14 protein-coding genes are annotated in these 14912 nt (G+C 60.6%); all 14 read left to right on the plus strand.

All coding sequences use genetic code 11. The features are described from left to right. The first annotated feature begins 165 nt into the window (after positions 1–165). Positions 166–1578 carry a circularly permuted type 2 ATP-grasp protein gene (locus tag NKH63_RS04670; RefSeq protein ID WP_023717781.1) on the plus strand — a complete coding sequence of 471 codons (1413 nt, stop codon included), beginning with the start codon at positions 166–168 and terminating at the stop codon, positions 1576–1578. A gap of 52 nt (positions 1579–1630) precedes the next feature. Next, positions 1631–1990, plus strand: coding sequence for a four helix bundle protein (locus NKH63_RS04675; protein ID WP_352482308.1), 360 nt, complete (start codon positions 1631–1633; stop codon positions 1988–1990). A gap of 63 nt (positions 1991–2053) precedes the next feature. Further along, the gene (locus tag NKH63_RS04680) at positions 2054–2995 is read left to right on the plus strand and encodes an alpha-E domain-containing protein (RefSeq protein ID WP_023717779.1); all 942 of its coding nucleotides are present in this window, start codon (positions 2054–2056) and stop codon (positions 2993–2995) included. 61 nt (positions 2996–3056) lie between these two features. Then, positions 3057–3851, plus strand: coding sequence for a transglutaminase family protein (locus tag NKH63_RS04685; protein ID WP_352482261.1), 795 nt, complete (start codon positions 3057–3059; stop codon positions 3849–3851). A 30-nt stretch (positions 3852–3881) separates the two neighbouring features. Continuing rightward, positions 3882–4613, plus strand: coding sequence for a proteasome-type protease (locus tag NKH63_RS04690; protein WP_352482263.1), 732 nt, complete (start codon positions 3882–3884; stop codon positions 4611–4613). Between the two features lie 58 nt (positions 4614–4671). Then, a complete protein-coding gene (locus NKH63_RS04695; RefSeq protein ID WP_352482264.1) occupies positions 4672–6084 on the plus strand; it encodes a pyridoxal phosphate-dependent decarboxylase family protein in 1413 nt (470 codons plus the stop codon). A gap of 128 nt (positions 6085–6212) precedes the next feature. Then, positions 6213–6980 carry a DeoR/GlpR family DNA-binding transcription regulator gene (locus tag NKH63_RS04700; RefSeq protein WP_023717776.1) on the plus strand — a complete coding sequence of 256 codons (768 nt, stop codon included), beginning with the start codon at positions 6213–6215 and terminating at the stop codon, positions 6978–6980. Between the two features lie 125 nt (positions 6981–7105). Next, positions 7106–8632, plus strand: coding sequence for a glycerol-3-phosphate dehydrogenase (gene glpD / locus NKH63_RS04705; protein WP_352482265.1), 1527 nt, complete (start codon positions 7106–7108; stop codon positions 8630–8632). A gap of 39 nt (positions 8633–8671) precedes the next feature. Then, positions 8672–9751 (plus strand): ABC transporter ATP-binding protein, encoded by a 1080-nt coding sequence (locus NKH63_RS04710; protein ID WP_352482266.1) that lies wholly within the window; start codon positions 8672–8674, stop codon positions 9749–9751. A 9-nt stretch (positions 9752–9760) separates the two neighbouring features. Beyond that, the gene (locus NKH63_RS04715) at positions 9761–10828 is read left to right on the plus strand and encodes an ABC transporter ATP-binding protein (protein ID WP_352482267.1); all 1068 of its coding nucleotides are present in this window, start codon (positions 9761–9763) and stop codon (positions 10826–10828) included. Between the two features lies 1 nt (position 10829). Continuing rightward, positions 10830–11696, plus strand: a complete 867-nt coding sequence (locus tag NKH63_RS04720) for a carbohydrate ABC transporter permease (protein ID WP_023674893.1) — start codon at positions 10830–10832, stop codon at positions 11694–11696. A gap of 1 nt (position 11697) precedes the next feature. Beyond that, on the plus strand, positions 11698–12612 hold the full coding sequence (locus NKH63_RS04725) for a carbohydrate ABC transporter permease (protein WP_023717772.1): 915 nt from the start codon (positions 11698–11700) through the stop codon (positions 12610–12612). A 173-nt stretch (positions 12613–12785) separates the two neighbouring features. Next, a complete protein-coding gene (locus NKH63_RS04730; RefSeq protein ID WP_031193610.1) occupies positions 12786–13052 on the plus strand; it encodes a DUF2160 domain-containing protein in 267 nt (88 codons plus the stop codon). A 77-nt stretch (positions 13053–13129) separates the two neighbouring features. Then, the gene (locus NKH63_RS04735) at positions 13130–14857 is read left to right on the plus strand and encodes an ABC transporter substrate-binding protein (RefSeq protein WP_023717770.1); all 1728 of its coding nucleotides are present in this window, start codon (positions 13130–13132) and stop codon (positions 14855–14857) included. Positions 14858–14912 lie beyond the last annotated feature (55 nt).

The following is a 14912-nucleotide window of genomic DNA, read 5'->3' on the forward strand; positions in this document are numbered from 1 at the left end:
CCGGCATCTGCCCGGACACGAAGCAAAGCCTGACTACGGCCCTATCGGCACTGCCTTAATTTTAGGCAAGAGCGATATACTGATCGCCGGCGCCCACCAAATCACCGATTGCGCTTGATTTTCTCCAGCGAGGCCAGTGAAATGGCGCCACAGGGGAGTATGCGATTGGCAGCGTTCGATGAAATGCTTCCGGAAGTTTCCGGGCTGAGAAAACCGTATTCGGCTTACGATCGCTGGCTGAAGGAACAGGACCCGGCCAGGCTTAACGAGAAGATGCAGGACGCCGAACGCGTCTTTCGCAAGACCGGCATCACATTCGCCGTTTACGGCGAGCAGGAAGCATCGGAGCGGCTGATACCCTTCGACATCGTTCCGCGCATCATTTCCGGCAACGAATGGCGACGGCTGACGCAAGGCATCGAGCAGCGCGTCCAGGCGCTGAACGCCTTTCTCGACGACATCTACCATCGTCAGGAAATCTTGCGTGCCGGCCGCGTGCCGAAGGAGTTGATCGCCAAGAACGAGGCGTTCCTGCCCGAAATGATCGGGGTGCGGCCGCCGGCCGGCGTCTATACCCATATCATCGGCGTCGACATCGTACGCATCAGCGAGAACGAGTTCTACGTGCTGGAGGACAATGCGCGCACGCCGTCCGGCGTCTCCTACATGCTGGAGAACCGCGAGACGATGATGCAGCTCTTTCCCGAGTTGTTCCAGCAGATCAAGGTGCGGCCGGTGGAGAATTATCCGCAGCTCTTGCGCCAGTCGCTGGCCGCAGTGCGGCCGCAAAGCACCAAGGGCGCGCCGACCATTGCCGTGCTGACGCCGGGCAGCTTCAACTCGGCCTATTTCGAACATGCTTTCCTTGCCGACCAGATGGGGGTGCAACTCGTCGAAGGGCAGGATCTGCGCGTCGTCGATGGCCATGTCGCGATGCGCACGACCGAGGGCTACAAGCAGATCGACGTGCTCTACCGGCGCGTCGACGACTCGTTCCTCGATCCGCTGACCTTCCGCCCGGACTCAGCCCTTGGCGTGCCGGGCATTATGGACGTCTACCGCGCCGGCAATATCACGATCGCCAATGCGCCCGGAACCGGCATTGCCGACGACAAGGCGATCTATTCCTACATGCCCGAAATCGTCGAATTCTACACCGGCCGCAAGGCGATGCTCGGCAACATCCCGACCTGGCGCTGCTCGGAACCGGACAGCCTGAAATATGTGCTGGAGCACATCGACGAACTGGTGATCAAGGAGGTCCACGGGTCCGGCGGTTACGGCATGCTGGTAGGACCTGCGGCGACTAAGAAGGAATGCGAGGATTTTTCCAAAAAGCTCGCGGCAAAACCGTCGAACTACATTGCCCAGCCGACGCTGGCGCTGTCGACCTGTCCGATCCTGACGGACAAGGGGCTGGCGCCGCGCCATGTCGATCTGCGCCCCTATGTGCTGGTGTCCGACCGTATCCAGATCGTGCCCGGTGGACTGACGCGAGTAGCGCTCAAGGAAGGCTCGCTGGTCGTCAATTCCTCGCAAGGCGGCGGCACGAAGGATACTTGGGTGTTGGATGATTAGAGCGAATAGCGAATAGTGAGTAGCGAATAGGGAAGAGGGCACCAACACGACTATTAACTCTTACAGGGACTTGATTGTTTGGAAGGCGGCCGTTGAATTGGCTGTAGATTGCTATTCGGCAACGAAAGCCTTTCCGAGCAGCGAAGTTTACGGGATGACGTCTCAGATACGGCGATCATCTGTATCGATTGCGGCAAATGTCGCCGAAGGGCACGGGCGAGAAAACACGGGATCGTTCGTTCAATATCTTCGCATAGCGCAAGGTTCTCTCAAAGAGTTGGAAACGCACCTAATCTTGTCTGGAAGGGTAGCGCTGATGGTTGAGCAGGACGTATTGCGTTTGCTTGGCCAGGCCGATGAGATCGGGAGAATGCTGCGTTCGATGATCAGGAGTCTGCAACAGAAATCATGAAGCCGATTTTCCCCTATTCGCTATTCGCTATTCGCTACTCACTCAGCATCGAGGCACGTTGACATGCTTCTCGGCCGCACCGCCAACGGGCTCTATTGGATGAACCGCTATATCGAGCGGGCGGAGAACATGGCGCGGTTGGTGGATGCCGGCCTGCGCATGGCGCTCACTCGCACGCAGAATGCTTCGGAGGAGTGGAATTCGGTGCTGCTCAGCGCCGGCTCGGACGCCAGCTTCACGCAGAAATATTCGGACTACACCGCCGCCAATGTCGCCGACTACCTGCTGCGCGATACGTCGAACCCGTCGAGCACGATGTCGTCTATCGAAACGGCCCGTAACAATGCCCGCATGGTGCGCACAGCATTGACGCGTGAAACCTGGGAAAGCATCAACGAAGCCTGGATGTCGCTGAAACGGATGTTGGCCAAGCCGATCGACGAGCGCGACCTGCCCAGCGCGCTCGACGCAATCAAGCGCGAGACGGCGCTGATCCGCGGCTCGTTCTACGGCACCATGCTGCGCAACGAGATCTTCGATTTCTCGCAGCTCGGCACCTATGTCGAACGCGCCGACAACACCGCGCGCATCCTAGACGTGAAGTACTATGTTCTGTTGCCGTCGATCTCCTGGGTCGGCTCGACGCTCGACAACTACCAGTGGGAATCGATCCTGCGCTCGGTGTCGGCGCACCGCTCCTACCGCTGGGTCTATGACGCCGACTACAAGCCGAGCAACATCGCCGACTATCTGATCCTCAATGTCCGCATGCCGCGCTCGCTGACCTTTTGCTACCGCTTCCTGACGGAGCATCTCAAATTCCTGGGTGACGACTATGGTGAGCGCCACGCCTGTCATGCGACGGCCGCCAAGACCCATTCCATGCTGACGGCCGGCTCGATCAAGGATATTTTCGACGCCGGCCTGCACGAATTCCTGGCCAATTTCATCCGCGACAACACCAGGCTCGGCGATGAGATCGCGCAGGATTACAGGTTCTATTGAGCATGATCCCAAAAAACGAAGACCGGTTTTCGGTAAAGCTCATGCTCCAGGGACGACAGCAATGCGGCTGAAGATCACCCACCGGACCGAATACCGCTACGATGCGCCGGTGCATTATCTGTTGCAGCGTTTGCGGCTGCTCCCGGTGAACGGGCGCACCCAGACGGTGCTGTCCTGGGCGCTGAAGATCGAAGGCGCGCGCGAGGAAGTGCGGTTCACCGACCATTTCGGCAATGATACCCGGCTGTTGAGCGTCGAGGGCGAGCGCGACTTCATCACAGTCGAAGCAGCTGGCGAAGTGGTGACGCGCGATACCGCCGGTGTCTGCGGACCGCATCAGGGTTTCGCGCCGCTCTGGCTGTTCGGCCATGAAACGCCGCTGACGACGATCGGCAGCGGCATTCGTGAGCTTGCTGCCTCGGTGGGCAAGGGCACCGACATCGAAAGGCTGCACCGGCTAATGGCCGTGATCGGCGAGCATGTCGCTTATACACCCGGCACCACCAACGCGACGACGCCGGCCGAAGAGGCCCTTGCGCTCAAGACCGGCGTTTGCCAGGACCACAGCCATATCTTCGTTGCCGCGGCTCGCGCCATGGATTTCCCGGCGCGCTACATCAGCGGCTATCTGATGATGGATGCAGCGATCGAGCAGGCGGCAAGCCACGCTTGGGCCGAGGCGCATGTCTCGGGCCTGGGCTGGGTCTCCTTCGATGTCGCCAACGGCATTTCTCCCGACGAGCGCTATGTAAAGGTGGCGATCGGCCGCGATTATCGCGACGCCACGCCGGTATCGGGAATTCGGCTGGGACAGGCGGAAGAACAGCTTGCGGTCACCGTCACCGTGGAGCAGTAATCCCGGCAAGATTGTTGCCAAAGAGATTCGATGACCTATTGCGTCGGCCTGAAGATCGATCGCGGGCTCGTGTTCATGTCGGACACGCGCACCAATGCCGGCATGGATTCGATCTCGACCTTCAGGAAGATGCATGTCTGGGAGGAGCCGGGCGAGCGCGTCATCGTTTTGATGTCGGCCGGCAATCTGGCGACAACCCAGGCCGTAGTCAGCCTGCTCGACGAACGCACCAAGGCAGTGGCGGAGCGCCATGCCACGCTGCTCGAAACGCCCTCCATGTACCAGACAGTCCGGTTGGTCGGAGACACCGTCAAGGAGGTCATCGCCAGTTCGTCGCCGGCCGGCGAAAAGGCGGATTCCTATTTCAACGCCTCCTTCATCCTCGGCGGTCAGATCAAGGGCAGCGCGCCGCGCCTGTTCATGATCTATCCGGAAGGCAATTTCATCGAATCGACCGACGATACGCCGTTCTTCCAGATCGGTGAGACCAAATACGGCAAGCCGATCATCATCCGGGCCTACGAAAAGACGATGAGTTTCGCCGAGACGGTAAAGCTGTTGCTGGTGTCGTTCGATTCGACGCTGAAGTCGAACCTGTCGGTCGGCCTGCCGCTCGACCTGCTGTTCTATGAAAAGGACACTTTCAAGGTCGGCCTCAAAAAGCGAATAAACCATGACGATCAATATTATCGCACGATCTCGGATAGCTGGTCGAACGCGCTGAAGACCGCCTTTGCGAGCTTGCCTGATTTTCCCGAATGAAAACCTTCGTTTTTCGTGCTCTTTGATCGCGGCTCGCTGAGGCGCTACGGAGGCGAAGATGAATAGCAACGAATTCCGCGAATGGTCGCTGCGAGCGGCTGCATGGGGCGCCGACTACAGAAACAGCCTTCGCGAAAGACCGGTGCGGCCGCTTGTCGAGCCGGGCGAAATCTTCAAAAGCATCGATGTCGCGCCGCCGGAAGACGGCGAAACGATGCAGGCAATCTTCGCCGATTTCGAGCAAAAGATCCTGCCGGGCATGACGCACTGGCAGCATCCGCGTTTCTTCGCCTATTTTCCGGCCAATGCGGCCCCGGCCTCCGTCGTGGCCGAGTATCTGGTTTCCGCGATGGCTGCGCAATGCATGCTCTGGCAGACCTCGCCGGCCGCAACCGAGCTCGAGATGCGGGTCGTCGACTGGATGCGGCAGGCGCTTGGTCTGCCGGAGGGATTTTCCGGCGTCATGCAGGATTCGGCTTCATCGGCGACGCTTGCCGCCGTGCTGACCATGCGCGAGCGCGCGCTCGACTGGCAAGGCAACAAGAGCGGCCTGCAAGGCCAGCCGATCGTGCGGGTCTATTCTTCCGACCAAGTCCATACTTCCATAGACCGGGCGATCTGGGTGTCGGGCATCGGCGAGGCGAACCTCGTGCGCATTCCGGTCGCCGGACGCTTTCGCGCCATGCAGACGGCGGCTCTGGAAGCGGCGATCGTCACCGACCGCGAAAACGGCATGCTGCCGGCCGGCATCATCGCCAGCGTCGGCGGCACCAGTACCGGCGGCACCGACGATGTCGCGGCTGTTGGCGCGGTGGCGAAGCGGCACGGGCTCTACCTGCATGTCGATGCCGCATGGGCCGGCTCCGCCATGATCTGCCCCGAGTTCCGGCATTTCTGGGCCGGCGCCGAACATGCGGATTCGATCGTCTTCAATCCGCACAAATGGCTGGGCGCACAGTTCGATTGCTCGATGCAGTTCGTTCGCCAGCCGGAAGACCTCGTGCGTACGCTGGCGATCAAGCCCGAATTCTTGAGAACACATGGCCGCGACGGGGTCATCAATTATTCCGAATGGTCGGTGCCGCTCGGACGGAGGTTCCGCGCGCTGAAACTTTGGTTCCTGCTGCGTGCACATGGCTTGGAAAATCTGCGAACCATGATCCGCAATCATGTCGCCTGGAGCGAGAGCCTTGCCGCGCGGCTGGCTCGGGAACCGGATTTCGAGATCGTAACGGAGCCGATGCTGTCGCTGCTCTCGTTCCGGCATCTTACGGCTGCGGGCATCGACTCTGACAAGCACAATTTGCGGTTGGTCAGCGCGATCAACGATGACGGCCGCATCTACCTGACGCAGACTCGGGTGGACGGGCAGGTGGCGATCCGCTTTCAGGTCGGGCAGTTCGAAACGACTGCGGCGGACGTCGATACTGCTTTCGAGGTCATCACTGAGATCGCGCGGGGCCTGAGTTGATAGCCTCGTCGAGATTGCGCCGGAGCTTTTCTCTCTGCAGTCGCCCGATTTTCATTAGCCGGCTCATACCTGTTCATGGCTTTCGTTTTCAGCTATAGACGAGAAAAACGAAAATGAGAGGTTGCTAGATGTATCTGTCGCCGCGTCATTCCGAAATCATCCAGATGGCCAAAGATCATGGCCGCGTACTGGTCGAGGAGTTGGCGACGCATTTCAACGTGACGCCGCAGACGATCCGCAAGGATCTCAACGATCTCTGCGACCAGCGGCTTTTGTCCCGCATTCATGGCGGGGCATTGTTCCCGTCCGGCATCGAGAACATGGAATATGAGGCCCGGCGCAAGATCGCCGCCGAGGAGAAGGAGGCGATCGGCCGCGCGGCAGCCCGGCTGATCCCTGACAACGCCTCTCTGTTCATCAATATCGGGACCACGACGGAAGCGGTCAGCAAGTCGCTGCTCGATCATATTGGCCTGATGGTCATCACCAATAACATCAATGTTGCCAACAGAATGCGCATATATCCTTCGATCGAGGTGGTGATCGCCGGCGGTGTCGTGCGCGGTTCCGACGGCGGCGTGGTCGGCGAGGCAGCGGTCGATTTCATCAGGCAGTTCAAAGTCGATTTTGCGGTGATCGGCGCCTCGGCCATCGACCATGACGGCGCACTGCTCGACTTCGATTTTCGCGAGGTGAAGGTGGCTCAGGCGATCATCGCCAACGCGCGGCATGTGATCCTGGTGTCGGACCAGACCAAATTCGAGCGCACCGCGCCCGTCCGCATCGGCCATCTGTCGCAGGTCAACACCTTCATCACCGATCGTTGCGACATCCCGTCGGTGCGCAAGATCTGCCAGGAGGCAGAGGTTCAGCTGATCGAAACGTCGCTCTCCTAGAGATGCCGCAGCGGCATCTGCCGCCGATCATATTTCGTTTGACATTCGTTATCATTTCGAAATAATCCCGCCACGGTTTCGCAAAACTCAAAAATGCTGCAATGCGAAATCGAGGGAGGACTTCTTTGGGCGCATCACCGATCCATGACATTTTCGTCATCGGTGGCGGCATCAATGGCTGCGGCATTGCCCGCGATGCCGTTGGGCGTGGCTTTTCGGTCTTCCTTGCCGAGATGAACGATCTGGCCAGCGGAACCTCTTCCGGCTCGACCAAACTGATCCATGGCGGCTTGCGCTATCTCGAATTCTACGAATTCCGCCTGGTGCGCGAAGCGCTGATGGAACGCGAGATCCTGTGGAGGAACGCGCCGCATATCATCTGGCCGATGCGCTTCGTGCTGCCATACGCCAAGGGGCTGCGTCCGGCCTGGCTGATCCGGCTCGGGCTTTTTCTCTACGACCATATTGGCGGGCGCAAATTGCTGCCGCCGACGAAAACGCTGGACATGGCCAAGGATCCGGCCGGCAAGCCGCTGAAGCCGCTTTTTCGAAAGGCGTTCGAATATTCCGACGGTTGGGTCAACGATGCCCGGCTGGTTGTGTTGAACGCCCGTGACGCTGCCGAGCGCGGTGCAACCGTTCGAACCCGAACAAGGGTCGTCAGCGCACGCCGCGAAGGCAATCTCTGGACGGTCAGGCTTGAAAACGTGCGGACCGGCGATACCGAGGAGGTCAAGGCGCGGCTGCTGGTCAATGCCGCCGGCCCGTGGGTCGATCAGGTGCTTTCAGCCACCGTCGGCTTGAACGACGTGCACAATGTCCGCCTCGTGCAAGGCAGCCACATCGTCGTTGGCAAGAAATTCGACGACCCACGCGCCTATTTCTTTCAGAACAAGGACGGGCGCATCATTTTCGCCATCCCATACGAAGACGAGTTCACGCTCATCGGCACCACCGACCGGGACTATCCCGGCGATCCGCACGACGTCAGGATCAGTGATGCCGAGATCGACTATCTCTGCGCTGCGGCAAGCGAATATTTCGCGCAGCCGGTCAAGCCGTCGGATATCGTCTGGACCTATTCCGCGGTGCGCCCGCTCTACGACGATGGCGCCTCAAAGGCGCAGGAAGCCACCCGCGACTATGTGCTGAAGGCCGATGGAGGCGAGGGTGCCGCCCCGATCGTCAACGCCTTTGGCGGCAAGATCACGACCTACCGCCGATTGTCGGAATCGATGCTCGAGAAGATCGAGGGTTTTCTCGGCAAGCGCGGCAAACCATGGACGGCAAACGCGCCGCTGCCCGGCGGTGACTTTCCCGTCACCGGCTTCGATGCCGAGGTGGCGAAACTGAAAACGGCGTACCCGTTCCTCGACGCGCGGCTGGCCCGCCGGTTGACTCGGCTCTACGGCACCCGCGCAAGGAAGCTGCTGGGCCTCGCCAAGTCGAACGTCGATCTTGGCCGCAACTTCGGCGCCGATCTCTACGAAGCCGAGGTGCGCTACCTCGTCGAAAACGAATGGGCGATGACCGCCGAGGATGTATTGTGGCGCCGGACCAAGCGCGGCCTGCGTCTCAGCCGTGAGCAGGCGGCAGTGCTCGACGAGTTCATGCGCGGAATAAGCCGGCAGCACGTAGCGGCTGCCGAATAGGGACGGCCGACTAATGCAGAAAGCCTGGGAGGAGGCATCATGCTTGAACTGAGAAACGTGACGAAGACGGTGGGTGCGGCGGAACATATCCGCGACGTCTCGCTGACGCTTCAGCACGGCTCGCTCAACGTCCTGCTCGGGCCGACGCTCTCCGGCAAGACCAGCCTGATGCGGCTGATGGCGGGCCTCGACGTGCCGACCTCCGGCTCGGTCTGGTTCGATGGCAAGGATGTCACCGGCATGCCTGTGCAAAAGCGCAACGTCGCCATGGTCTACCAGCAATTCATCAACTATCCGGCGATGACGGTCTACGAAAACATCGCCTCACCGCTGCGGGTGGCCGGCACGGATCAGGCAACGATCGACAGGGAGGTGCGCAATGCCGCCGCCCTTCTCAAACTCACGCCCTATCTCGATCGCACGCCTCTCAGTCTGTCGGGCGGCCAGCAGCAGCGCACCGCGCTGGCCCGCGCCATCGTCAAGAATGCCAGCCTCGTGCTGCTCGACGAGCCGCTCGCCAACCTAGACTACAAGCTGCGCGAAGAATTACGCGCGGAACTGCCGAAGATATTCGCGGCCGCCGGCACAATCTTCGTTTATGCCACGACCGAGCCGCACGAGGCCTTGCTGCTCGGCGGCAACACGGCGACGCTTTCCGAAGGCAGCATCACCCAGTTCGGGCCGACCATCGAAGTGTTCCGCAAGCCGGTCGATCTGGTGACGGCGAGAACCTTCGCCGATCCGCCGCTCAACACCATCGTGCTTGCCAAGAAGGGCCTGGATTTCCTGCTCGAGGGCGGCGTGAAATTGCCGGTGCCGGCCGAACTCTTCGGCATTGCCGATGCGATCTATACGATCGGCTTCCAGCCTCATCATCTTTCCCTCGATCGGCCCGACGCCGCCGCGGTGCCGGTGCGCGCAAAGGTGACGATCACCGAGATCACGGGATCGGAAAGCTTCATCCATCTCGATTTTGCCGATGCGCGCTGGGTCATGCTGACCCACGGCATTCGCGACTTCGAGCCGGACGAGGAGGTCGAGGTGTTCATCGACCCGCGCCACATCATGGTCTTCGACGAGCACGGCCGCGCCGTGGCCGCGCCGAAGCTGGCGGCTTAGGAGGAAGCGATGGCGCGCATCGATGTCAATCATATCCGCCACTCTTATCTGCAGAACCCCCGCACGGATGCCGATTTCGCGCTGAAGGAAGTGCACCACACGTTCGAGGATGGCGGCGCCTATGCGCTGCTAGGCCCGTCCGGCTGCGGCAAGACTACGCTGCTCAACATCATTTCGGGATTGCTGCATCCCTCGCACGGCCAGTTGCTGTTCAACGGCAGGGACGTGACCAATCTGTCGACCCAAGAGCGCAACATTGCCCAGGTCTTCCAGTTCCCGGTGATCTACGACACGATGACCGTCTACGACAATCTGGCGTTCCCGCTGCGCAATCGCGGCGTGCCGGAGGCCGACGTCGACCGCAAGGTGCGCGAGACGCTGGAGATGACCGGGCTGGCCGATATGGCCAAACGAAAGGCGCGCGGACTGACCGCCGATCAGAAGCAGAAAATCTCGCTCGGACGCGGGCTGGTGCGCTCCGACGTCAATGCCATCCTGTTCGACGAGCCTTTGACCGTCATCGACCCGCATATGAAATGGGTGCTGCGCTCGCAGTTGAAGCAGCTTCACCGCCGCTTCGGCTACACCATGGTCTATGTCACGCACGACCAGACTGAGGCGTTGACCTTCGCCGACAGGGTGGTCGTCATGTATGACGGCGAAATCGTGCAGATCGGCACACCGGCGGAGCTGTTCGAGCGCCCGCGCCATACCTTTGTCGGCTATTTCATCGGCTCGCCCGGCATGAATGTCATGCCGGTGGCGATCGACGGCAAGACCGCGAAGCTGGGCTCGCAGCAGATCGAACTGCCGGGCGTGCCCAAGGCGGGCGGCAGCGCCATCGAGCTCGGCATCCGTCCCGAATATGTGCGCCTGGGCAGCCAGGGCATGGCCGTCCGGGTCAGCAAGGTCGAGGACGTCGGCCGCCACAAGGTGGTCCGTGCCAATCTCGAAGGGCGCGAGATCGCCGCCATCATCGGCGAGGACGAGACAGTTCCGGCTGATCCGAAGGTGCGGTTCGACCCGGCCGGCATCAACATCTATGCCGATTCCTGGCGCGTCGAGATGGGAGCCTGAAGTGGAAAAGACCTGGAACAACAGAGCCTGGTTCCTGGTGCTGCCGGTGCTGCTGCTGGTGGCGTTCTCGGCGGTCATACCGCTGATGACGGTTGTCAATTATTCGGTGCAGGACACTTTCGGCAACAACGTCTTCTTCTGGGCCGGCACCGAGTGGTTCGAGGAACTGCTTTCCTCCAGCCGCTTCTGGCAGGCGATGATCCGCAACCTTGTCTTCTCCTTCATCATCCTGGCGATCGAAGTGCCGCTCGGCATCTTCATTGCGCTCAATATGCCGAAGAAGGGTTGGGGCGTGCCTGTTTGCCTTGTTTTGATGGCGTTGCCGCTGCTGATCCCGTGGAACGTCGTCGGCACCATCTGGCAGGTGTTCGGGCGCAACGACATTGGCCTGCTCGGCTATTACGTCAACGCGCTCGGCATCGACTATAATTATGTGCAAGATCCTTATGACGCCTGGGTCACGGTCATCATCATGGACGTCTGGCATTGGACCAGCCTCGTCGTTCTGCTCTGCTATGCCGGCCTGGTCTCGATCCCGGATGCCTTTTATCAGGCGGCCAAGATCGACGGTGCCTCGCGCTGGGCGGTGTTCCGTTACATCCAGCTGCCGAAGATGAACCGCGTGCTGCTGATCGCCGTGCTGCTGCGCTTTATGGATAGCTTCATGATCTACACCGAACCGTTCGTGGTGACCGGCGGCGGACCCGGCAACTCGACGACCTTTCTTTCGATCGATCTCGTCAAGACGGCGCTCGGCCAGTTCGACCTCGGCCCGGCGGCGGCGATGTCGCTGGTCTACTTCCTTATCGTCCTGTTGTTGTCATGGGTGTTCTACACCGTGATGACCAATTACGACGCGGAGCGCTGAGATGAGCCGCGCTGACGAAAGAGCCGACAGAGTGAGCGAGACGACAGCTTCGCAAGGATTAGCCAGCACGCTGCGGCAGGACGAGATCGCACGGCTGATGCGCCGTCGCGGCGAGGAGTCGCGTTGGTGGTGGATCGTGCCGACGCTCTACATCATCGTTCTGCTTTTGCCGATCTACTGGCTCATCAATATGAGCTTCAAGACCAATGGCGAGATCGTCTCGTCGCTGACGCTCTACCCGCACGCACCGACATTGGCGAATTACCGCACCATCTTCACCGACGCGTCCTGGTATTCGGGCTACATCAACTCGATCACCTATGTGGTTATGAACATGGTGATTTCGGTGGCCGCAGCACTGCCTGCTGCCTATGCTTTTTCGCGCTATCGCTTCCTCGGCGACAAGCATCTGTTCTTCTGGCTGCTGACCAACCGCATGGCGCCGCCGGCGGTGTTCGCGCTGCCATTCTTCCAGCTTTATTCGGCCTTCGGCCTTATCGACACCCATATCGCCGTGGCTCTGGCGCATTGCCTGTTCAACGTGCCGCTGGCGGTGTGGATCCTCGAAGGCTTCATGTCGGGGGTGCCGAAGGAGATCGATGAGACCGCCTATATCGACGGCTATTCGTTCCCGCGCTTCTTCATCAAGATCTTCATGCCGCTGATTGCGAGCGGCATCGGCGTGGCGTGCTTCTTCTGCTTCATGTTCTCGTGGGTCGAGCTGCTGATCGCCCGCACGCTGACGACCACGGACGCCAAGCCGATCGCCGCGACCATGACCCGCACCGTTTCGGCCGCCGGCATGGATTGGGGGCTGCTCGCCGCAGCCGGCGTGCTGACGCTGATTCCCGGCGCGCTCGTCATCTGGTTTGTGCGCAACTACATCGCCAAGGGCTTTGCCCTGGGGAGGGTATGATGGAGCAGGTCGACAGAAGCCCATGGTGGTGGGCCGTGCTGTTTCTCGCCCTGGTCGTCGTGGCCTGGGTGGCCCTTCAAATCGATTTCGTGGCAATAACGGTAGGCTTCAGCGATCCGGCCAATATCCGCCTGTGGGGATTTAACCTCTCGTCCAACCTCGATTTTTCGTGGATGGCGTGGACGTGGCCGACCGCGGCCTTCTTTGGAACCATCTTTCTGCTGCTTTGCGGCATGGCGGTGTGGGAATACGTCTCGCCGGGCGGCAATCCGCGCGTCGGCGTGCTGCGCTTCGAAACGACGCGCGGCGACCGCTTGTTCCTGTCGCTGCTTGGCAGTGCCTTTATCCATCTCGCTTGGCTGGGTCTAGTCGGACCCAATCTGTGGTGGGCTCTCGCTCTCTCCGTGGTCTACGCCGTCGGCGTGTTCCGCTACGTATAGAGGGGGAAACTGTTGGAACGGCGGCGTGCCGGCCGCCGATCCAGATCGCACTTTGAACTTAACAGTGGAGGAAATACATGCGACGGCAATTCTTGACATCAACAACTGCGCTTGTCCTGTTGCTCGGGGCAAGCAACGCCTATGCCGGAATGGACGAGGCCAAGGCCTTCCTGGACAAGGAAATCGGCGACCTGTCGACGCTCGACCGCGCCGGCCAGGAAGCCGAAATGCAATGGTTCATCGATGCCGCGAAACCTTTCGCCGGCATGGATATCAAGGTGGTTTCCGAAACCATCGCCACGCATCAGTATGAATCGCAGGTGCTGGCGCCGGCCTTTACAGCCATCACCGGCATCAAGGTTACGCACGACGTCACCCAGGAAGGCGACGTTGTCGAGAAGATCCAGACCCAGATGCAGACCGGCCAGAACCTCTATGACGGCTGGGTCAACGATTCCGATCTGATCGGCACGCACTGGCGCTACCAGCAGGTGCGCAACCTGACCGATTGGATGGCAGGCGACGGCAAGGATGTCACCAATCCGAATCTCGACCTGAAGGATTTCATCGGCACCTCGTTCACCACCGCGCCCGACAAGAAACTCTACCAGCTTCCTGACCAGCAGTTCGCGAACCTCTACTGGTTCCGTTACGACTGGTTCAACGACGAGAAGAACAAGGCGGACTTCAAGGCCAAATACGGCTACGACCTCGGCGTGCCGGTGAATTGGTCGGCCTATGAGGACATTGCAGCGTTCTTCACCGGGCGTGAGATCGACGGCAAGAAGGTCTACGGCCATATGGACTATGGCAAGAAGGACCCGTCGCTCGGCTGGCGGTTCACCGACGCCTGGCTGTCGATGGCCGGCAATGGCGACAAGGGCATTCCGAACGGTCTGCCCGTCGACGAATGGGGCATCAAGGTCGACGAGAATTCGCGTCCGGTCGGTTCCTGCACGGCGCGCGGCGGCGACACCAATGGTCCGGCTTCCGTCTACTCCATCCAGAAGTATCTCGATTGGCTGAAGGCCTATGCACCGGCGGAAGCCCAAGGCATGACCTTCTCCGAATCGGGGCCAGTTCCGGCGCAGGGCGCGGTTGCCCAGCAGATCTTCTGGTACACCGCCTTCACCGCCAGCATGGTCGACGCCAGCGCCAAGGCCGTGCTGAACGACGACGGCACGCCGAAGTGGCGCATGGCGCCGTCGCCGCATGGCGTCTACTGGAAGGACGGCATGAAGCTCGGCTATCAGGACGTCGGTTCCTGGACGCTGATGAAGTCGACGCCGACCGACCGCGCCAAGGCCGCCTGGCTCTACGCGCAGTTCGTCACCTCGAAGACGGTCGACGTGAAGAAGAGCCATGTCGGCCTGACCTTCATCCGCGAGAGCACGATCCACGACAAGAGCTTCACCGAACGTGCGCCAAAGCTCGGCGGCTTGATCGAGTTCTACCGCTCGCCGGCGCGCGTCCAGTGGTCGCCGACCGGCACCAACGTGCCGGACTATCCGAAGCTGGCACAGCTCTGGTGGCAGGCGATCGGCGATGCTTCGTCGGGCGCCAAGAGCCCGCAGGAAGCGATGGACTCGCTCTGCGCCGAGCAGGAAAAGGTGATGAGCCGCATCGAGAAGTCGGGCGTCCAGGGCGATATTGGCCCGAAGATGGCCGAAGAGCATGACCTCGCCTACTGGAACGCCGACGCGGTCAAGAAGGGCAATCTCGCTCCTCAGCTCAAGATCGAGAACGAGAAGGAAAAGCCGGTCACCATCAACTACGACGAGCTGGTGAAGAGCTGGCAGCAATAGGACCGTTTGATGCGGGCGTCCGCGCCCGCATCGCCATGCTCAGGGGAGGCGGCAT

The sequence above is a fragment of the Mesorhizobium sp. M0960 genome (genome assembly GCF_040319055.1).
Lineage (GTDB): Bacteria > Pseudomonadota > Alphaproteobacteria > Rhizobiales > Rhizobiaceae > Mesorhizobium.